The organism is Pseudomonas sp. 10(2024), assembly GCF_045164175.1.
Lineage (GTDB): Bacteria > Pseudomonadota > Gammaproteobacteria > Pseudomonadales > Pseudomonadaceae > Aquipseudomonas > Aquipseudomonas alloputida.
This window is the reverse complement of the sequence record NZ_CP174006.1, coordinates 2,817,200-2,838,553: the sequence shown is the minus strand read 5'-3', so window position 1 is coordinate 2,838,553 and position 21,354 is coordinate 2,817,200. Positions and strand designations below refer to the sequence as shown.

Below are 21,354 nucleotides of genomic sequence, written 5' to 3'. Positions count from 1 at the left end.
ATGGAGTACACGTGTTCTCCCGCCGGCAAGGGCACCCTAAAGCTGTGTTAGCTCCCGAAGGCAGCGGACTCAAACCACCGGTGAAGCACAGCGGTGTACGCCCCTACTCACTCGAAATCAACAGCGTCGCTCGCCATCAAATCCGATCACCCGCTCTACATTTACCCGGCACAATGTGCCTATTTTTTTAACGTTCACCTTTAGCTACCTTCCGATTACAGCAACCCGCAAGGTGACCTAACGTGAAAGACAAACAACGCAGACTTCTACGCAAGACTCGTTTGAAAGCAAAAATAAGTGCGACCCAGGCTGCTTCGTTGGCCTTCGTTGAGCCGCGCACCTGGCGTGCATGGGAATCAGGTGAGACCGGTGAAGACAAGGGTGCGGCTCGATCACCGTCGACAGCTGCGCTGTGGAGTTTCTTCGCCCGCTCCGGCATCAAGATGCCCGACTTCAATGCAAAGGCTACGCGCAAGCCAAGCGGTATAGCTTTTGCCATTGCAAGCTACAAAGGTGGCGTCGGGAAGACACCCATTACCCTGAACGTCGCAGCGTGTTTGGTGGAACAGGGGCATCGCGTTGCGATTGTGACGGATGACCTGGTGTATCGCTCTGCGCACGAGGAAGGATTAAGGCCTGCTGCCGGCAGCTTGGTGAGCCACATCGATTTCTACGACGAGCTCGACCTCATCACGTTCCCTGCAGATGTGAGGCAACGTCGGGCTGAGATGCGTCTGCGGCTAGCCACCCTCCAACCTCATGAGGAACCTTTTTTTCGCACCCAACACCGGGACGAACTGGAAGCCTTGGAGCGTAAACGCCGCGCTACTGAAAAACTCGGTGAGCTCATCGCCCGTTACGATTATGTGTTGATCGATATGTACCGACCAACAGGACTGATTAGGCGATTCGCAAGCCTGATTGCCATAGTGGTGGACACAAATTGCTCAATGTCGGTGCGAAGCGCTGAGAAGTTTGCTGGTGACTTGCGTGCAGTCAACTGCCGGCAGACGACACCTGGCTACTTCGGCTTACTGACCAATTGCGAGGCTGGCGACACGAGCCGAGGATTGGAGGCGTTCTTGGCAGACCACTTTGAACTGGACGATTCGATGGTGGAAAAGCTCCTTGAAGAAAAACATTCAGCCTGCAGGCGTCGAGAGCTTGCGCGTGCGAAGATCGACGCGCTCGATTTTCCTAAGCTTCGCACCGAGTTAAGTAGGGCCTACGACGTCGCTATCGAGATGTATGAACTTGACGCCGACAACCCGCGAACGTGTGACTACTATGACTCTCTGATGGATTTCGCCCCCTCCTCGCAAGCCGCTCGGGAAATACGCCAACTCACTGATGAGCTGGTCAACTGGAGGCTGAAACCGAGCACGCTGCCCTTCTGAGCCTTGTTCATACGCAAGCGTTTCATGATTAGACAGCGCTGGAAAACTCTCTGGAGCGTCACCCTCGAATCGCCCGGCATGCATGAGGCGATTCGAGGGTGTGAGGGGAGCATGCGAACCTGCAAGCTGCGTCTCGGACGATGAGTTCTCAAGCGGCCAGCAACAGAATTTCCTTGGATTCGGACACTTGCTGAAGCAGGCCTGGATGGCGACCTTCAAGTTCGATCACATCAGCCTGATAGCTCAGTGCGGGTAACATCTGCTTCCCCTGCTGCAGAAAGTTGGTTATGTGCGTGAACTGATCGTGCTTGATTGTCGAGGCGGTACCGCGGTCGCTGGTCAGGCTCTTGATGCGCTGGGCATTCAGCCCCTTGATGTCGGACTCAAGCTGCACCATGGATTCCCGGCTGTACTTGACCGCACCTGTGCGCATCTGGACGTGCGGAAGGGTTAGCCCCAGGTTGACCAAACGATCTTGCAGCAGCGTAATTTGTGGTAGGCGCACCACACTGCTCGCAGCAAATGTGTGCGTGAGCTTGAGTCGATGGCAAAAGAGGATTATCGACCCGAGGTCGACGCATTGCTTATCGACATCTACCGGCACATGGATCGGCTGTTGGATCGAGCTACGGCATTGGAGCGCAGAAGCCTCTTGGCATTGCCTCTTCGCACAGGGGGCGCCTGGTCTACGAAACGACCGTTGTACTACTCGAACTACCCTAACCTTGAGACGGACAAGGTCGCGATGTGGGAGCCGCCTTGTGCTCTCGACTCGATTGCAAAGTTCATCAAGGCGACAGGCGTGGAGCTCCTTCCTCTCGACCGAATTGCCAACCCTAATATGTCTTTGGCAACCGACGAAGTCCAGCTGCGTTTCAAGGCCGCATTGCTCATTCTCAAAGCTGATCTTGCACGTGACGATGAAGAGTCATACCAGGCTATGAAGTCATGGGATCGCCTCGCCGAGGCCCGTATTCACTTGCATCCCACCGGGCAGCTCATTGTGAATGCCAAAACCAAATCAGTGCGCTCAATCCCGCTCAGGGTGCATGCCCACTGTGACGCAGAAGCTTTCGCAGTCCATTTTGACGACGTCAAGTACATTGGTAGGAGCGACTTCGGCGGCGCAGCCATCGCCGGATTGGGCGACGGCTCCAGAATGCGACATATCGCGCTTGCATGGGTCTGCGCCTGGGCCTCTAGCGAAGATGCCCCGTTCACTCCCGACATCACTCTGGCCAAGGATGCTCAGGATGCCAACCTAGATACACTGATTGCTGAACAAGAACGACTGGGGGGTGGCGTTGGGCGTAGGAAGATCGTGAGGCGCCAAGAGTCTGCGCAAAGCAACGCCAAGTCCGCGGTGCCGAGTCAGACGCTTCGATTGAAAACGCTGCCCTCCGAATTCAGCTTCATCTCTGATGTAAGTGATGGAAGCGATCTCACCGTTAAAGGCCCGCAGCAGCGAAATGTGAAACCGCTGATAAATCCACCTACCACACCGAAGCGAGCGCAAGCTTCGCCTCCCTCGGAAAGCAGCTACCCCCAGTACTCCGGGGTAGAGCTTCAGGAGATGGCATGGGCGTATGTCGAGGCGTCGCTTGCCAGAGAAGACGCTGTCTTGGCGGATCTCCAAGCATACCGCGGCATCGGGGCTGACGGTGCTCTGGATAAGGCAACGTTCATTGAAATGAAGTCGTTCGCTCGTGCCGCACCTGGGGAAATCACGCTCACTGAAGCCGAGTTTCGCCGTGCATCGGAATGTGCGGCGAATTTCTATCTGGTCATCGTCTCGGGTCTGGAGGAAGGGTTTGACACGGAGTTACGTATCTTCGTCAATCCGATCGAAAACTTACCCTGGAAGCCAAAAGGCGCTGTATCAGTAGGTGGTCTCTTGAAAGGTGCCAAGTTGTTGCTCAAAGAAACGCAGGACTGATATCGCAGGGTTCACCCCATCAGCAATCACCCCTACAGCGCAGGTGCAGATCGCACCGGCGCTACTGAGCTGAACGCCTAATCAGCAAATATTAGAAGGACTACACAGATGTCGCTGCAGTACCGTAAACGGCTGAAAGTGGCCAATGGACAATGGCTACACGTTTCCTGCAGCAGTCTTCCCCCTACGCTCGCGGTCGCTCGTACCGGCGTGAGCGCGCTCAATCGTCGAGGGATGGAACCTGACGAAATCGACACGAAAGATCTGCAAGACCTGATAGCTCATATCAGCAATGAACGGGTCATGCTGGCCCAGGAATTGACTGAGCGCAAAGCAGCCCTAGTGTCCCGGAGCATGCGTGCTGAATGGCTTCGCCCGCTCCTGACCCTTCTCTTCATGCGCACAACAAATTCTCGCCTTGAACAACACGTGCAACAGGAGGTGGCGAACGTCGAAGAATTACAGGCGAAAGCGCACGCTCACGGGATGAGCTTTGAGTGGGCAGTCAGCCGAGACATCACTGAGAGATACAACGCGGTGCTGAAGACATTTTCTGATGTTCTGCTCAGTGAGGTGATCTGGAATATCACCAGTTCCAGCCCTGTTGACCAGCTGGTTGAGCGCTCAAACGCGTACCGCTCGGTAAGCCGAAGACCAGTTGGATTTGAGCGAGGCATACCTCAATGCCTGTCAGAACAACACCAGGCTCCTCAACAGGTACCCTTGCTTCACAATGCGAACGGGGAAGCCCTGTTCCTGTATCCGGGATTTGTGCTGCTCCAAGGCGCGCAAGGACTCAGGATCTTTCTGGTGAAAGACCTCACCATCGGAACCAGCATTATCCATTTCGCAGAGACAGATACCGTCCCTCGTGACTCCAGCCTGGCAGGATTTCGTTGGCTTCGCGAAAACAAGGATGGTTCGCCAGATCGACGCTTTCTCTCGAACTACCAGGTTCCAGAGGCACGATACGGAGAGATCAAAATCAAAGGAGGTGGCCTGGATGAGGAATTCCAAATTTCGAGTGCAGGCTATGGCCGGTCATTCGGAAAATCCCTGGAGGCCCTCCAGCATGCAGTCAAATGGGCCCATCAAAACGCTACGCTATCCAAGCCATAACGTGGGACACCTCGAACCACGCCCTGTTACTGGTCGGCGACTGAACATCGAACGTTTTTGTTGGGGGCAATTTGCCCCCTCTGCGCTCTACTTCAGTAAAGCCGCGCTGGCAGATGCACCCGCTGCAGCGAGGACCGCTGCAACAGGTACAGGTCGAGGGAGCTCAATCCCACTAACTAATGATGGAATGTACTATCTGAAGAATTCTGCTTCCCACATTCAGAATTTCTAGAATGTTTTTTAGACGCGCCCACCATTTCTCGACCTTGAGCGGTTGAAGGGGGTTTTCGAGGCGATGATAAAAGCGTCGGCGAGGTAGAGACGGATGTATAGGGCAGCGCTTATTCGAGCGCGCACCGCAGGTGCAGGGCTTTTTGATGGGCATACTGATGCCTTTCGATGTGGTTTCGACGAAATGTTTTGTTCGCAGATATTCGAAAGGGCTTAGCGGAGGCGATGCTTGAACCCGCTCATCTCTGGGCCATCAAGGAAGAGAGGAACAGTAAGTACAGCACGGAGAGCACGGGCCTGAAGTTGGATTATGTGCGCAAGGATGATCCGGAAAAACGCGAGAATGCGCTTCCTGAAACTGTGCAGAGGTGAATCGGGGTCAGGCTGACCTGCCTCGCTGAGGACTGTGTCCAGAGCGCGCAGTCGCTTCCTATCGATACAGTAAAAGCCGATAGTCATGCAAAGAATAGGAGTGCCTTCCGGTACACCATAAAGCTCATGGAGGGGTTTGGGACGTGTTGATTTCTCGATAGCAGACTCAGTAAAACGAGACATATAAGCCCGTAACCGCTGACGCGCACGCCAGGCAAATTCGGCTTTCAGCTGCGCCGTGACGCTGTCCAGTCTGCGTTGACCATGTCGCCGCAGGCGTACAAGTCGCACTGATGATGAGTGATCGTCCATATGGACTCCCATGTGATGTCACGTGGCCAACCTTACTCACTAAGCTTCAATTCCTCAAATCATTTTTGCCCTTCGCCCAAAGGGAAAAGTGTGCGTTGGCTGCAGCAGAGTTCGTACGCGCTTTGCTTCAGCCAACTAATCACCGGCGGGTTAAGGGCTGCCTCCCGGGCTTTAAATGGTTACTACTCCCCGCAGTGACGAACAGCCTTCTCAATGCGCAAACGGCCCGCATGGGCAAGCTTGGAAACACCGGCTTCCCTGGCGACAGCCTGGATAAGTGCATCAGCCACATGCCCTTTCGCCTGCATCTCACTCACGAGGGCTGCCAACTCCTGCAGGCAGATCTCTGTGAGGCTTCGCATCGAGTCATCGTCGCCTGGGCGGCGGAAGGATGGGGATGTCTCCGGTGGCAAGTGGGTCGGCCAGAAGAAGGTGCCGAGCTGCTCCTCGTCATGGGAGCTGAAGTGAGCACGCGCGACCTGGTCAACGCGATCTCGAATACGTGCACCTGTGCGCACCCAGCCATGCGCCCGGGCTATACGTCGGGCCAGAACGCTGTCGAGGACTGGGCCCTCCTCATTCACGACGTGGGAGATCATGTCCTGCAATATGGGCGTATAAGCCGATTCAAAGAATTGGTCGGGGCTCACGCCTTCCACTGCCTGGGCAGGATCCGTTTCCCGATAGACCGGATAATCCACGGGTGCGTACGGAACGTACTCCGCTGCGGCATCTACGGTGGCCACCTTCGCGTACTTCAGTTCCTGGAAAGCGCCAGCCGGATCATTGGCAGGCCCCCCCTCCTCCCCGGCTACCACCTGACTGACCTGTTCCACCACTTCGATGACCTCGGCCACCGCGGCATCTGCTCTCAGGCGCTCTGCCTCTTCTACTGCATCGATTTGCGCCTGCTTGGCACGTGAGGACGCCAACAGCGCGGTGAGCTTCTGGTGCGCTTTCTCAGCAGTACTGGCAGCATCGATCCACCAGTCGGTCGACCAGATCCGTACGATCTCCCAACCCAATCCGCGCAAGACGAACTCACGAAGCTTGTCCCTGTCTCGCGCAGTGGCGCTGCGGTGGTAGGTTGCACCATCGCACTCCACGCCCGCGAGGAAACGACCAGGTGCGTCTGGATGCACGACGCCCAAGTCGATGCGGAACGACGACACACCGATCTGCGTATGGATCTGCCAGCCTTTCTTGGAGAGCGCCGCCGCGACCGCTTTCTCGAACGGGCTGTCAAAGCCCCCGACGCTGCCGAAGTCTGCTTCAACGAGGGCGCGCGGGCCACGCTCGGCAAATTCGAGGAAGTGCTTGAGGTCTCGCACTCCTTCGTTCTTCGTTCGCGACAGATCCATGTCTTCAGGTCGCGTGGTAGAGAACACCACGAGTTCTTGACGTGCACGGGTAATCGCAACGTTCAGGCGCCGCTCACCGCCCTTGTTGTTCATTGGGCCGAAGCTCATTGACGGGGTGCCGGCAGCGTCTTCGCCGAAGGTGATCGAGAAGTAGATGATGTCTCGCTCATCACCCTGAACGCTTTCCAGGTTCTTCACGAAAACAGGCTCGAGCAGCGACTCAGCGAAGTAGCTATCCAGGGATGGATCTTTACGACACGCCTCATCCAGCAAGTCTTCGATGAGTTTCTGTTGCTCACCATTGAAGGTCACCACACCTACGGTGTGACCAGACTCGCGGAACGTTGGAGATTTGAGGCGGTTAACCAGGTGCGCCACCAGTGCCTGAGCCTCGATACGGTTCGTACGCGACCCGCCTCTGTCATACACACCAGCCACAGGATGAAGCGTGACCGCCTTATCCGCGGTAAATGGCGATGGGAAGGTAACCAGCTCAGACTTGTAGTAACGCTGATTCGAAAATGCGATAAGGCTTTCGTGACGGCTACGGTAGTGCCAATTGAGATTTCGCGTCGGCAGGTTCGCACTGATGCACTCATCCAGGATGCTCTCAAGATCAGCCTCGGTATCCTCGTCATCAGACGACGATTCGGCGCGCCCGAAGAACGAAGTCGGCGGCAACTGTTTCGGGTCACCCACCATCACGACCTGGCGCCCCCGGGCCATGGCGCCAATCGCATCCCACACAGGAATCTGCGACGCTTCGTCGAAGATGACCAGGTCGAATGCCGCTGCGTCCGCTGGCAGGTATTGAGCGATCGACAATGGGCTCATCAGCAAGCACGGGGTAAGCTTTGTCAGCGCCGCTGGCGCTTGGCTCATCAGATCCCGCAGCGGGATATGTCGGGTTTTCTTGTTCATCTCGTGACGCAACAAGCCCCACTCCGAAGAACGTGACACGCTCTCCTGGCTTGGCAGTTCAGAGCAGAGACGCGCACGAAGCCAATCGCGAGTCAGCGCAATGAATTTGTCATCCAGTGCTCGGAAGTCACGGATCCGCTGTTCATGCTCGGCACTGACGAATGTACGAATGACCGCCTCGTTGTCGACCGTCGCATTCAGCCACCAGCGTGCATAGTTCACCTCGAGCACACGACGTACCTTGCCGGTGCTGATAGCACCAGACTCCATGGCTTGTACAATCGGAGCCAATCCCGCTGCAAACGCCTCATCCCGAACTTTACGCCAGGCACACCAAGCTCTGAGACGAGGCTCTGAAGTCACAAACGACTCGCAATTGTGCTTGATCTGCTCCAGTGAGTGTTCAGCGTTTGCCGACACGGCTTGCTCGGTGAACTGACCTACTGAGGTCAACTGAGCTAGCCGTTCCTCAAGTTGCTTGAGTTTTTCACAAAGGCCAATCCCGCCGTGGGTGATTGCCCCTTCAGTCTCAAGCAGCGCATTGCCGTCACCCAGCAAAGCATTAAGAGGCCCTTTGAACCCAGCGATCTGCTCAGGATTTTTGGCCAGCTTGGCCAACGCCACCGCAATTTGCCCTTGGAAGAGCACGGCCTGTCGAGCTTGGTCGACCTTGGTCTTCAAGTCATTCCAAAGCGGCACTGCATCACGCAAATCAGCAAGATCAGCCAGCTCGCGCTCGACAGTTGCTCGCTTCTCTAGCGCAGCGTGGTCGTTCTTCAGGATTTGGCCACAACGTCCCTCTTCCACGAATGGATGATCATCCACCAGGCGGCCACGCTCCTCGATATCCCGACGCTCCGCCTGGAACTTCAAAGCCGCCGCCAACACCTCAGAGTCGGTGGCCAGCCCCCTCCAGAGCTCTGCTGTATGGCTGCCCAGCTCAGAGAATTCGGCCAGCTCGCTGTCAAGGCGAACGATGATGCGCATGCGCGACAGCTGGGCCTTGAGCGCCTCGCCCAACTGCCCATGCTCAATGGCTTCAAACCCCTCGTCGTGCCATGCGGTGTTCCCCTCCTGACTGGCGATCGCAACCTGGAGGGCTAGGGCTGTGGAGATGTACTCAGGGTTGCTTTTCGACCCGTGCCAGACTTCCCCAGAGAGAGCGCCAGGCTGCAGGTCATCAATAGCTTTTCTCAGTCCGCGAATCTCAATCCACGTCGAAAGATCTCTAGGGACATCTGCGTCGCCAGGGGACACTTGGGCGGCTGCAAGAGATGCCGTAACGCGACGCTTACCCAGCCAGGATTTCGGCCACATCGCGTCGTCGGCCTTTTGCCACTCTTGTTTAAGCTGCTCAACGTCGAGCGCCTCGACTGAATCGCTGTAAGTCACCGAAAGCTGAGTGGTCAGCTCTTTGATGGCTGCAAACTTGGTGATTGCGTCTTGGAGCGTATCGACGACGGATGATGGCCAAGCTGGGCTCATGGAATCCAGTGTCGATCGACGCTGCTGCAAAAGCTCCATCGCACGCTTGGCTTCGCTCGTTACTCGGGTTGGCCAGGCTGCAGACAAGCTTGATGAAAGCGCCCGATGCTCCTCGATCCAGTTGCATCCCTCTGTTAGCCGCTGCGCAATGGAACGGGCATTTGGCAACAAGGCGAAGCGCCAGTCATGCCCGGCGGCGGTGGGAAGAACCGAAGACAGCGTCGTCAGCCCTTCGAGCGCCGAAGGCGTGTGAGGCACTGCCGGCAAGCCAGCCAGTTCGATGAACCGGTCAATGGCTTTCTGTGCGTCAATCACAGCCGGCAATACATCGCGCGCGGCCTGAACGAACTGCTGCTTCCAGTGAGGCGACCATTCCGATTGGCCAAGTCCAGAAAGCGCGTGTCCACCAAGATTCTCGTAGCCCAGCTCTTGAGCGTTGACCTCCAGGCGGTCGCCGATTTCACGGATTTCCAGCATTGCCTTCTGATCATGAATTTCAGGGGAAACCCAGTTCAATGAAGCGACAGGCTCATCGGTACCACCTGTTACGGTGCCGATTGCATCGAACACGGAGTACCCGTTTCGGTATCGGTTGTGGAGGCGCTCGACATAGATATTTAAGCTGTCACGGATGGACGCTAGACGTTGGGATTCGACCGCCCAAGCATCCGCATCCACCTCGCCCTTGGCTTCCCAGGCCGACTGCAACTGGGCCAGGACATCAGCCTTGCGGGCTTTGCTGGAGTGAAGTTCCAGACAGAATTCCCCGAGCCCGATTTCACGGAGGCGTCTGTAGACCACGTCCAAGGCCGCAATCTTTTCAGAAACGAAGAGGACGCGGCGTCCCTGTGCGATCGACTGAGCAATCATGTTGGAAATCGTCTGGCTCTTACCGGTACCCGGCGGGCCGATCAGGACGAAGTCTTTGCCCTTGGCTGCAGCCATGACCGCTGCGAGCTGGGACGAGTCCGAGGGTAGCGGGCAGAAGACGTCCGCTGGCCCGTAGTCGCGATCCAGGAATTTTGCATCCGGGAACGGAGTGCCCGAGGCAAACGAGTCCCGAGGTGTGTCGAGAAGGTGCTGGACGACTGGGCTCTGCCGCAAGTGATGCGCGTTCTCCGACAAGTCCTTCCACATGAGGAACTTGGCAAACGAGAACATGGCCAGGGTGACATCTTCGGACAGCTCCCAACCCGGGATATCCTTGATGGCATGCCCTACCCGCCGCCAGATACCTACGATATCCAACCCCGAGTCATCACGAGGAAGTTCTGTTTCAAGCGTCCCCAGGCCCAGTTCGTAGTCTTGCCGAAGCATTTCGATGAGGGTTGGGTTGAAGCATGGTTCATCGTCATGGAGCACGATGGAAAACCCTGAGCGGGCACTCTTGCGCTCCAGACTGACAGGTATCAACACCAGCGGTGCACTGTACTTCTGTGACCCTTTGCCTTCACGCGTCCACTTTAAAAAGCCAACTGCCAGGAAGAGTGTGTTTGCCCCACCCTCCTGCAGAGCGGTTCGCGCGCCGCGGTAGAGTTCGGTCAAACGCACATCCATCTCGCGGTTGCTGAGCGCTACGAAAACCTCTCGTCGCCTCAAGGCATCTTCAGCATGGCGCCGGCGCACATCCTCACGCTCGCGCTGCTCATAGAGCTCTTTCTCTCGCGGGTCGGCGCCATCCATAAGGTCAGGGCGAGTCAGCAGTTTCAGAGACTGACCGCTGGCGAGCATATCCTCAAGTGCACCAGGATCCGGCGCCTCGAGCTTCATGGCCTTCTTGCCATATTTGAAGTTGAGGAGGTTGTTGCGCAGCGAGAGATCAAGCAGTTTGCGCTGCCACCGCTCCAACCTGTCCTTCGGCGTCAGCTTGGCGATGTCCTGGATTTCGACATTGACGATCTCATCAGGGATATCGTCGCCATTGTCAACCAGCAGGATTGGATCGTCACTCGACTCGGTTGTCACAACCCGGGCAATTTGAGCTTCGGAACTGGCCAAGGGCTTGATGCGCTGAAGGCGTGCACGTCGAACATCAAGAAGCATCTCGAATTCGTATTCGGCATCTTCGTCAATCTGCTTCGCCCCTCGTTCAACAGCGTAACCGAACGATGGGATCGAGGGCTGGGTAAGTAGCGTGGTTTCGAACAACACAAGCTCTTTGAGCTTCACCCTTTTCCGAACCGTCGAAACATCGTCAATTAGCGTTGTCGTGAACTCCTCCGGCTTCAGCCACACACCCGCAAAGGCGTGGCCACGGGTGAACACGATCACCGGGTTGAGGCCGATCTGCTCTAATGCTGCGCACAGGAAAAGCGTCAGATCCATGCAGGTTGCCAGACCTGAATCCGCAATCTGACTGGGGCTGCGTACCTTCTGGCCAGACTGCTCAAAACTGGCCGGCGGCAACGAGTAGTCGAGCTTCATCCGCGCGACTGCGCCCCAAGCAGCCGAGGCGAGTTGCCAGGCGCGTTTGGGGCCACCGCTGTAACCGTCCAGAGAGGGTGACTTTTCGCTTAGTCGGAGCAGTTCTGCGGCCTGCTTCAAGAGACGTTCGACTGCCGGGTCGTTGGGCTGGACGAAGGCCGCTGTCATGTCAGGGATATGCCGCAAGCCTCCCCACTGATTTCGAGGCAATAGCTCGACTACTTGATCCAGTTGAGCGACGACTTGACGCCCGCCCTCAGCTTCCTTGGAGTCAGCTTCCAGGACAAAGGAGAACGTGGACATTTCCGCTTCCGTCAGCCGGGTAAGCAGTGGGCCATCCAGCACCAGATCGAGACCGGGGATGGATCGAAAGGACTCAGCAGCCACTTCTTCGATGCGCCAGCTCTTGGGCTTTAAAACTTCTGGCGAAGACGTCAGCGTCAAGGTGGCGTTGAGGTAACGCTCGCTTGTTTCGTTCGAGATCCGCAGTTCATGTATAACCGGGATTGAGTTCTGGAAGTCTGCCAGGTTGAGCTTGGACACCAAGGTGGCAAGTATCTTGAGCTCTTTAGGCGTTGGTTCTTCTTGCGGGGTTTCGTGCTGAACGAGCTCGTCCATGCGCAACCTTCCTTAGTCTCGGAGGCTCAGGGGGTGCAGGCGAATGCCGGTCAAGGAGGCCCCGCTTGAGCTAATGGCGCGATGATAGCGTGTCTGGCCAGCTGAGTAATGAACCTTTGGTCACTCTCAGGTGTCGCGGTCTGAGGCGTCTAGCTCAGCCCGTAATGTCAGTGAGGTAGTCGCTCGCATAGCAAGCGAGCTAACTTCCCCATTATTGTTTTATAGCGACCGCACCTTTCACTTTGACCCATCTAGTCAGATGAAGGTAGCACATGTGCTAGTTAGGGGGCGCGGCATTCATGCAAGCAACAGCCTAACTGTTAGCCTCTTTGAGCAAGGCGTCAACGTTCGCCATCAAGGTTTCAAGAGCAAAGGGCTTCGTCAGGGTTGAGGTGCATGAGTCCACCAGGGCGTCATCCAAAACATGCAATTGTGCATACCCAGTCATGAACAGAACCGGGAGTCCAGGTCTGGTACTACGCCCCGTATCAGCCATTTGCCTCCCGTCGATTCCACGCGGGAGACCGATGTCAATTACAAGCAGATCGATGCGGGTGTCCGATTGCAGGAGTTGGAAGCCAGCAAGGCTATCGGCAGCCTCAATGACGACGAACCCGGGTTTACCTCCCTGGTCGAGCTCCGCCTGCAGTTCTCGTATGCGCCGTTTAAGGCTCAACGCACGGCTTTTGGGGTCAGAGTTGAGATGCGTCTCAAGGTTTTCGATCTCACGCTGCACAACCGATAGCCGAGACGCCGTCGATGTCATGACGCGATTGTCCAGCGTCTCCGTAACGGAACGTGGACTCCAGCGCATCGGTCGCGTACAGCCGTCCGTTGCGCTCGATGACCAGCTTTCTCTTGATCCACTCCCCAGCTCGCGGTTGGCCTGCTGAATGTCGCTGCCCATCTCGGGCATTCGCGTCCCTTGATCGTCGTCATTGGCCATGGCCTCAGCCGACAGGTGGAGTGCGTCGTCGAGGTCGAGCCCATCCTGGCCTGGCTCGAACAGGGCTCGGAGGCTGCTGAGAACCTGGGCGGCATGCCGAGAGGCTAACAGCAGCCATGCGGGGTGATGGGTACGAAGTGCAGTCAGGCGCTCCGCACGTTGCAGGAGGTTTTCTTCCATGGGACGTATACCCCATAGCTGGAGCGCGGCGAGATCGTCGAGCCGCTTGCGATCTAGGCCACCGCTACACTAATCGCCCGATAAGGCGTAGACGGTTTATGCAGCCTGGCAAGTTTCGGCTTAACGGATGGCGCTACAGTTGCCTTAGCCAACGCTTGATAGCGAACCGGTGAGGGCGATATCCAGGCGATGATGGGCGCTAGGTGTGCGCAGTGGCACATTGGAATCACCAGCATGGTTTGCTTTACAATTCCTTGCTTTCACGCTTTGGAATCGGCATGTGCCGGTACGTGGATAAGGAGATTCTGGTGCATTCGAAAACCCGCCGCTGTTTCGTATTGAGCGCCATTGCCGCTGCCTCCCTAAGTCTTTCGGGGTGCTTTACCGAGGAGGTCGACAATCGCCAAACGCACGAAATCCAGGGGTTGATCTACAAGATCCACGCTGACGAACCCTTTACAGGCAGGATTGTTAACTATCCCGTGTCGCTACTTGGATTGTTCAGCGTTGGCTCCTGCGCAGTCGACATCAAAAAGGGGCTGCCAGATGGCGAGATGCGCTGCTCCGACAATGCAGGCCAACTGCTTGGCGTAATCCATTTCGAAGCGGGCAAACGGGATGGTAAGGAAGAGAAGTTCGACGCCAAGACCGGCAATAAAATTGCAGAAGGCAATTGGAAGCAAGGGCGTATGGACGGCCTGCAGGAGCAGTTCAATCCCGAAAACGGCGAGCGCCTTGTCGAAGCCAATTACATTGCCGGCAACAAGGTCGGACGTGAGCGCGCCTGGGACAGCCAAGGAAAAACCCTGATCGCCGACCTTGAGTGGGAGGGTGGCAAGCAGACAGGATTCGATAACCGCGGCACTGATCAGCACACATACCTGGCCGGTAAGTACCATGGCCTTCAGAAAACACTCGGTCTCGATGGCAACCGCTTCTACGTTGCGCATGAAGAAAACTACGAGAATGGCGAACTGCATGGTACGCAGAAGCGAATCAATGCCCGGGGCAATGTGACTGAGCTAAGCGAGTTTGAGCACGGCGCGCTGCGCTCGCGCACCGTTGATGAGTACAGCTACGATGGCCAGCACATTCATCACGTCAGTCGACTTGCTATCAAAGCGGACGTGAACCAATACATCTCCAGCGACCTCAGCAACGATGGCCAGGAGCAGTATTGGGACAGCGAGGGGAACCTGCTTAGCGAGCTGCAATGGAACAAAGGTAGGTTAATCAGCGCGACCGCGTACACCTGGGTAAACGGCCAACAACTGAGTCAGTATCAAGGTGTAGCTCGCGGGGGGCAGGATCATCAAGACGACGTCGTGAAGCATGGCCAAGAACGGATCTACGATCGCAACGGCGAATTACAGGCTGTGGTGATCTGGAATTCGGGGGAGGTCGTCAACACTTTGGTCAACCTGCCATCAGACCGTCGCAGTCAGTACCCTGGAAAGATGGCCATGCTTGATCGGATGGGAGGCTGGGGAAACCCCGTGGAGGAAATAGCCGACTTCGAGCGCCCTAGCCGGTACGACGGTGGTGGATATGCGATCGATGATGTAACCATCGTCGACATCCCTGCGCCCGGGCAGACAGTTGCGGCTGTGGCTAAAGCGACTGCTCCGTCTCCTGCTCCGCTACTCGCGAGCGTTCCGGGGAACGACCTGGACAATTGTGTGCAACGCCGGGTCGACGCCGTTCATGCCGAGAATCCCGACGCCTTGATCAGAGCAGACATGCTTGAGGAATTTGAGCAGGAATGCCAGTAAAGGTGATCCAGACTGCTTTCAGCAGCTTCGAGCGGGGCATCTAAGTGATGCCCCGGCAGATCGTAAGCAGTAGCAACCGCATTTCTTGCGAGTAAGCGCGGGCAGTTCGTAAAAGCGAATTGCCTAGGCCAACCAGGACTCGACCTCGTCTCTGCCATACTCGCTCTTCCATTGTTTCAACAATTTATGGTTGCCGCCCTTCGTTTCGACCACCTCCCCGTTGTGAGGATTCTTGTACATCTTGACGTTGCGAGCTTTCCTGGTCGCCTTCTCCGGCACCAGGGCGGAACGGGAGCGACGAGTGGATTGCGGATCCAAGATAAAGATATGCACCATGAACCAGCTGGACGCACAACCTTTGACGCGAGGTAGGTGGTTCGTTCGATTAACCCACGACGCAACGCGGTGCGGTTCACGCATGCAGGGCCTAGCCAGTCATCAGCACTTGCTACATGCTTGACGAATCGGCCTTCATACCTTGCTTGAGATTTTAGTCATGGCTAGCGACGACCCTGAATGGATCATCCCCTCCTCCATTCCATTCGATGAACTCAAGGGCAAAGATCTTGAGGAGTGTGTTTACTGGTTGCTCGATGCCATGGGCGCTCAGGATATCGAGTGGCGCATCGGGGGCTCGGGGGGAGGCGCTGCTGATGGCGGCAGAGATCTAGAGGCGAAGATTTTGGTACCGTCCGCGGATGGTGATCTCTCCCCGAAAACCTATTGGTTTGAGTGCAAAGGCCGGTCGAAAACCGTGGAGCCTGAAGTCGTCAAACAGGCGGCCTTTAACGCGTTGGCTTTCGATGTCGATGTAGTGGTCGTCGTTACAAACACTACGTTCACGAACCCCACTACTGACTGGGTCAAAAGCTGGAACCATAAGCACAGACTGCAGGTACAGCTGTGGGACAAGACAAAGCTTGAGCGGCTTTTGTCCAAACAGCCACGAGCAGTGTTACGACTCTTTGGACATTCGCTGAGCCTCGCTTGGCGCCTTCAGGCTCTGAGTTCTCGCTTCTGGAGCCGCTTTGAGTACTCTCCCTCCAGCACGCTTGAAGCGCTGTGGGAGCGACAACACGAGGTCACGATTGGGCCCCTCGAGCGCTTTGCCTTGATCGCAAACGAGTGTGCCACCGCAACGTTAGAACAGCGACCTTGGGCGGCGGCGGCGTCTGATAGCGACGTAATGGAGACCTTGTTCATCACGTTGGCCAACATCTACTACGTTTCATTTAGAGCCATAGAAAGCGGCGCCAATCAGACCCCTATTTTTCAGGCAATGAACTATGTGGTGCTTCAGGCGATTCGTCACCACTCCCCAGCCGATGTCGCCAAAATATTTGAGATATTTCTTTCTCAATGGAACGATCTGCCAATGCCTGAGGCGGCCACGCAGATTGCCGCAGAGCCTTTCCTTCAGAATCTGCTGGTAGAGCTGCAGGAGATCTGCACACCTGCGTGTAGACGCCTGAGCAGGGTACGTCGGCCACAGTTAACCTCAGACGGGCACAATATGGAGTCCTACTGGTATCGTTTCACGCCAAGTGGCGCACCTCTATCCACGGAAGAACCAATTCGTTGGCTGATAGAGACAGCGAGACCTTGCAACATTGGTTATCTCGTGGACGAAGAGCGTAACTGTCCTCTCATTGACACTGAGCCATCGATAAGCGAGATCGAGCGCATCCTCGAAGCTGCCCAGCGGGTTGTCGCTCATCGCATGGGTTACTGGCAGGATGAGCAAGCCAGAAAGAAAACGATCTGAGCTGAAAGCTCTCATAGATAGCTTTAAGCTCACTCAAGCGCCGACTTCAGTGTGAAATTACTGAGGCTGCGGTACCAGGCCCGTATCGGTGGAGTACGCTGCCGGTCACCAAGGATCCGATCAGCAGCAGAACCGTAGCGAACCCCATGACGACCTGATAAGCCTAGTCATAGGCAGAAACCTCAGCAGCTAACAATTCTGAGTTTCTCAAGCGTCTCGAATCAGCGTTACGACACCGATCCAGCAGCGCTTCTTAGCATGGGCGAGCGTCAACAGCTAGAGATGCTGCTGCGAGAGCTATGAGCAGAAGATGGGGTATGAGTAATCAAGTGGAGGTCAGCAATTGATGTCCAACATTGGAGAAAGCACAGGCGGGGTTGTCGTGAACTCCTCAGGTGACAGGAGCCCACGTCCATCCAAAGCGCCATTCGCTGCTCAGCACCCGAGGCACAGCATTATTGATTGGCTTCAAAACAGCTAGATGGGACGTTGCACGGGAGCGAGTGAAACGGAGGCTGCACCGTCCTACCGCTTGAAGACATTGATCGCTAATTCGATAATCGCCCCCCCTCCGGCTCACGCAAGGATCTGCCGTGAAGAAGCTCTACCTAGCCCTCCCCCTCGGCGCACTTTTGTTGCAAGGCTGCGGTGTGACCATGGCTCGATACGAACCCAATTATCAGAACGTGCAGCAGTTAAAGCAGAACGCCCCCATGCAGCCAATGCGCGAGGCGCAGGTGAAGGCTGATTCTGGACAAGATTCGCTAATGGTTCGCTTAAATCCGATCTCCTCGTTTGCAAGCTGTATGTCGACTTCCTTGCTTGATTACGAAGATATCCTTCTCACAGAAGGCGCGGCTGATTCTAGTGGCAACCGCCCAGTTCCAAAAGACCATCGACTAGGAAATCGAGCAGAACGCTGGCTGTTCAAGCAAGCTCAGAAGCACTACGTGACTGTGTCAGGCTGGATGATCAACCCCTTCTGGCAGCGCATGGGCATCAACACGTGGGAGCACCCTGCCCTCTGAAACCCACGTACTAGACGAAACGGGCTAGGCTCTTTTGGCGGAGATTGAGCGGGAGCAAGGGATGCGATACCGAGGAGAAGTGTTTTGGGCTTGGGCAGACCCAGAACTACAGCGCCACTCGCATGAGGAAGTACTCAGTGGCGGAGCCTTTCTGGATGTGCAGGTAAGGCTATCCCGGTGCGGGGACACTCAGCTGTTCAGTGGAATCTAAGAGCCGTCAGGGCTTGTCCGCCTTGAAGAGGCATATCACACAAAACCGAATCAAACGCTCACCCGGGCCATGGTCTGGGGCGCCGGTCGAGGACGTGAACTTGCCCGACGTGCTTCGCTCTCACGAAGGACAGGGCTAATGAATAGCGAATAGAAGGCCAAGCCATGACAGATCAAATACAGCGCCTGGATGACAGCATCGAACAGCTCGGTCGCCTGGCCGACGCGTTAGAAAGCCAGGTAACGCCCTGCCCGACCTCACGCCTTCGGCTGATCACCTGGCTGGCTGATCGGTTCAAAAGCGCATCTGCCATCGCCAAGGCTGAAGAGAATCTACCCAGATTGCCAAAATGGTTGATATCGGCATACACAGCTTGGATTCACGAGCCTGGCAGTAACGACCATCTAATACCGGCCACAGGCCGCTTTGTCTCGCTGTGGAACCATCAGACCAAGGTTAGCCAGGAGGACAGCCATCGCAGACTCACTCTCCGCGCTTCACCCTCGATCATGAACCGATTAGTGCAGATTATGCAGCGCTAAAACCATCGCGGTAGAGCCCTCGGGCTCCGTGATATCATTTCGCCACAGGCGCAACTGGGCCCTGCGCAGCTCCCAGAGTCGTGCCCAAAAATTCCTATCGCGTAACGAAAATCGAACATGAAGTCAAAACAGCCAGCCCCGAAAGACCTGATCACAGTTCGCTTCGCACATCAGACATTCGAAGAAGACGACACAGAATCTGCAGACATCTACATCTTACCTAAAAACAAATACCGGAAAGACAGCATTTTCAAAATGGGCTGCACAATCGCCTTCAAAATAAGCGAAGGTGAATACGAAATTCTTGACGGCCATTGCGCAATTCAAGAAGTAAAGAACCTGTCTGAATTTTTGAGCATTACACTTCAGGGTGAAGAATCAGCTGATGCACGCTCAATCAAAGCTCCATTCAGAACGTTGCTAAGTGACAGCAAGTCTTACAACATTCTGTACAATCGATTTGGCTCCAAACGAGCTAAAGAGCTCTTGACTGCCGCACAAGATGTTGCAGTCAGCTCTACATTTTTAGTTCCTTGGCAAGGCTTCACATCTTCTTCCGAGTTTTCGCTGGGCTTCATCCGATCGAGCGAAGCATATTTCGCCTATCGCCGAGCGAAGAGGATTATCCAAGGACTGAGCATCAGGGCAGCAGACGCTCGGCAGACGTTCAGTGCCGAATTGAAAGGGAAAGGGCCGAAAGTGACCTTTGACTTTCTTTTTGACCAATCAAATTTCTTCCGGGGACGAATCTCGGTCATCATTGGACAGAACGGATCAGGAAAAACGGCTTCACTTGCCAAGCTTGCACGTGGCCTAGCAGATACGAAAAGCCAGCACGTAGCGATCACCAATCGCCCAGACCTCAATCAGGTTCTAGCCTTCATCCACACCTCATCCCGCCGCCAGTTTACCCCGGCGTCCGAAGAAGGCATGGGGCGTGCCCGGATTTTCACGTTTAACCCCGCTACGCCCAAAAAGTACGACTCCGTACCTATGACCCAGCTACTGGTGGATGTTGCGAGAAGCGTAGGCCCTATGTCCAGATCACTGGAAATTTTCAGAGAGGTCATCACCTACGAGTTCCCGAGTCTCCAACTCTACATTCCCGTTAAGAGCTCAAACAACGATCAACCAAACGCACAAAAACGTGACAGCCATGTCAATCTCGAGGACTGGATGAAGGGCGGCGAGTTCAGCCAACTCGAGCAGGTTGCACGGGTCGATCATTCCCGCCCCATCAAATTTGTCGACGCGTACAATAACGAACGCACGCTGAGCCTGGGGCAACAGTCTTTCGTTAATTTCTGTTTGATAGCCCTGTCAAACGCTGGCCCATCCTCGGCATTCGTTATCGATGAGCCTGAGAACTTCTTGCATCCGAACCTCATCTCGAGGTTTATGCGCACACTTAATAAAATCCTGGAAGCGACGAAATCGATCGCGATCATAGCGACTCACTCTCCCTTCGTTGTGCGCGAAGTCCAGAGTGCTCAAGTCCATGTAATGTGGGATTCCGAGGGTGTCATTAATGTCAGCCACCCTCGCCTCCAGACACTGGGCGCGAACGTAGCCTCCATTTCTGATGAGGTGTTTGGCGACGACCTGCCCCAACACCTCTACGAAGAACTTGTCACCCACGCAAAAAATCAGAGCAGCACATTCACTGAAGCTTTGAAAAAGTACTCAGGTGAGCTGAGCACGGAGGCCCTGATGCTGCTCCGTAAGAAAATGGAAGGCGACAATGCGTAAGATCCCATTACCCGTTGTCAATGACATCGAGAATCTGCAGTTACTCGAAGCGTCCAAGTCCGATAACGCACAAGCCATCGTTGCGCAGATGCCAGCAATGAGAAACCGGTTTGAGGAATATGATCGAGGCTGTGGAAATCCGTGGGTCGTAGACATCGATCAGCAATTCGAGGGTACGAAAGCCCATTTGCAACATCTCTACACCAGCCCACCCGTGGCCTTGGGTTTTATTGCACAACTGAGAACCTCCCTGGCCGGCGCATGCCCGGTATGCGGAGGACGAGGTATTGCCACGCTCGATCACTACCTCCCCAAGAGCTTCTACGCTGAGTTTTCGTTTTACTCGAAAAACTTGGTGCCTGCGTGCTACAACTGCAATACAAAGAGAGGCAACCGCACAAAAGGTGATCTCGACGGCGAAAGGCCCGTGCACCCTTACTTCGATGCCTTCGCTGAACGCAGAATCATGCTCATCGAAATCTCGCCTCCCTGGGAAGCGCCTGAGGTCAATGCAGTCCCTTTCGATGTCACGGGAGCTGAGCTTGTAACGGCCAAGTGGCATATCGAAAACATCATTGTCCCCGCGGGTTTCGACGGAGAGATCCGTAATCTATGGGCTGCCATCATCCGTAAGCCCCACGTGTACTTCAATGATACAACCGACATCAATGCCATGATCAGGGATTTGCAGCGCTGGCAAGGAATCGAGGAAGAATCAGATTCTTCTATGAATGGGTGGCGGTCTTGTTTCATACACGGCCTGACCAGGAACCAAGCTGCGCTACGGTACATCTCTGAAAGCCCCATCGTAATTCCCCCTGCTTGACCTTAGAATCGCAGCGGGAGCACCACCCGCTGCGGCTAACGCACGCCGTTGCTCACCAGCCCCTCAGCAACGGTGATTTTCGCAAGCTCTTAGCCCCTCCGCTGTACTCAAAGCGCCCTTCTACGCCCCCTGACTACTGACTCGAAAGCGCCTCAAAAA

At 55.6% G+C, this 21,354-nt stretch carries 12 protein-coding genes and 2 pseudogenes; 10 read left to right on the top strand and 4 right to left on the bottom strand.

What is annotated here, in order from left to right; genetic code table 11:
* Positions 1-242 precede the first annotated feature (242 nt).
* Positions 243-1,397: an AAA family ATPase gene (locus ACI7M0_RS12560; protein WP_129931782.1), complete on the top strand. Its 1,155-nt coding sequence runs from the start codon at positions 243-245 to the stop codon at positions 1,395-1,397.
* A gap of 148 nt (positions 1,398-1,545) precedes the next feature.
* On the opposite strand, the gene ACI7M0_RS12555 is transcribed toward ACI7M0_RS12560, so the two are convergent.
* On the bottom strand, positions 1,546-2,001 hold the full coding sequence (locus ACI7M0_RS12555; RefSeq protein ID WP_129931783.1) for a hypothetical protein: 456 nt from the start codon (positions 1,999-2,001) through the stop codon (positions 1,546-1,548).
* A gap of 96 nt (positions 2,002-2,097) precedes the next feature.
* On the opposite strand from ACI7M0_RS12555, the gene ACI7M0_RS12550 reads away from it, so the two are divergent.
* Positions 2,098-3,333 carry a protein NO VEIN domain-containing protein gene (locus ACI7M0_RS12550; RefSeq protein WP_129931784.1) on the top strand — a complete coding sequence of 412 codons (1,236 nt, stop codon included), beginning with the start codon at positions 2,098-2,100 and terminating at the stop codon, positions 3,331-3,333.
* A 108-nt stretch (positions 3,334-3,441) separates the two neighbouring features.
* Positions 3,442-4,452, top strand: a complete 1,011-nt coding sequence (locus tag ACI7M0_RS12545; protein WP_129931785.1) for a hypothetical protein — start codon at positions 3,442-3,444, stop codon at positions 4,450-4,452.
* A gap of 1,097 nt (positions 4,453-5,549) precedes the next feature.
* Here ACI7M0_RS12545 and ACI7M0_RS12540 read toward each other — a convergent pair.
* Together ACI7M0_RS12540 and ACI7M0_RS12535 are read right to left on the bottom strand one after the other, a co-directional pair.
* Positions 5,550-12,176 carry a DUF3320 domain-containing protein gene (locus tag ACI7M0_RS12540; RefSeq protein ID WP_129931786.1) on the bottom strand — a complete coding sequence of 2,209 codons (6,627 nt, stop codon included), beginning with the start codon at positions 12,174-12,176 and terminating at the stop codon, positions 5,550-5,552.
* A gap of 313 nt (positions 12,177-12,489) precedes the next feature.
* On the bottom strand, positions 12,490-13,302 hold the full coding sequence (locus ACI7M0_RS12535) for a DUF3375 family protein (RefSeq protein WP_129931787.1): 813 nt from the start codon (positions 13,300-13,302) through the stop codon (positions 12,490-12,492).
* Between the two features lie 308 nt (positions 13,303-13,610).
* Here ACI7M0_RS12535 and ACI7M0_RS12530 point away from each other — a divergent pair, with 308 nt between their 5' ends.
* On the top strand, positions 13,611-15,074 hold the full coding sequence (locus ACI7M0_RS12530; RefSeq protein ID WP_129931788.1) for a toxin-antitoxin system YwqK family antitoxin: 1,464 nt from the start codon (positions 13,611-13,613) through the stop codon (positions 15,072-15,074).
* Positions 15,075-15,197: 123 nt separating this feature from the next.
* Here ACI7M0_RS12530 and ACI7M0_RS12525 read toward each other — a convergent pair.
* A pseudogene (locus ACI7M0_RS12525) lies at positions 15,198-15,401 on the bottom strand (histone-like nucleoid-structuring protein, MvaT/MvaU family); the annotation flags it as partial.
* Between the two features lie 169 nt (positions 15,402-15,570).
* On the opposite strand from ACI7M0_RS12525, the gene ACI7M0_RS12520 reads away from it, so the two are divergent.
* The 6 genes and pseudogenes from ACI7M0_RS12520 (at position 15,571) to ACI7M0_RS12495 (ending at position 21,195) form a co-directional block, all read left to right on the top strand.
* A complete protein-coding gene (locus ACI7M0_RS12520; RefSeq protein WP_129931789.1) occupies positions 15,571-16,839 on the top strand; it encodes a restriction endonuclease in 1,269 nt (422 codons plus the stop codon).
* 593 nt (positions 16,840-17,432) lie between these two features.
* The gene (locus ACI7M0_RS12515; RefSeq protein WP_256658157.1) at positions 17,433-17,867 is read left to right on the top strand and encodes a hypothetical protein; all 435 of its coding nucleotides are present in this window, start codon (positions 17,433-17,435) and stop codon (positions 17,865-17,867) included.
* A 61-nt stretch (positions 17,868-17,928) separates the two neighbouring features.
* A pseudogene (locus ACI7M0_RS12510) lies at positions 17,929-18,231 on the top strand (hypothetical protein).
* Positions 18,232-18,242: 11 nt separating this feature from the next.
* On the top strand, positions 18,243-18,620 hold the full coding sequence (locus ACI7M0_RS12505; protein ID WP_177413590.1) for a hypothetical protein: 378 nt from the start codon (positions 18,243-18,245) through the stop codon (positions 18,618-18,620).
* Between the two features lie 117 nt (positions 18,621-18,737).
* Positions 18,738-20,369: an AAA family ATPase gene (locus ACI7M0_RS12500; protein ID WP_129931790.1), complete on the top strand. Its 1,632-nt coding sequence runs from the start codon at positions 18,738-18,740 to the stop codon at positions 20,367-20,369.
* Positions 20,362-21,195, top strand: a complete 834-nt coding sequence (locus ACI7M0_RS12495; protein ID WP_129931791.1) for an HNH endonuclease — start codon at positions 20,362-20,364, stop codon at positions 21,193-21,195. The genes ACI7M0_RS12500 and ACI7M0_RS12495 overlap by 8 nt, the downstream gene beginning before the upstream one ends.
* Positions 21,196-21,354: the final 159 nt, after the last annotated feature.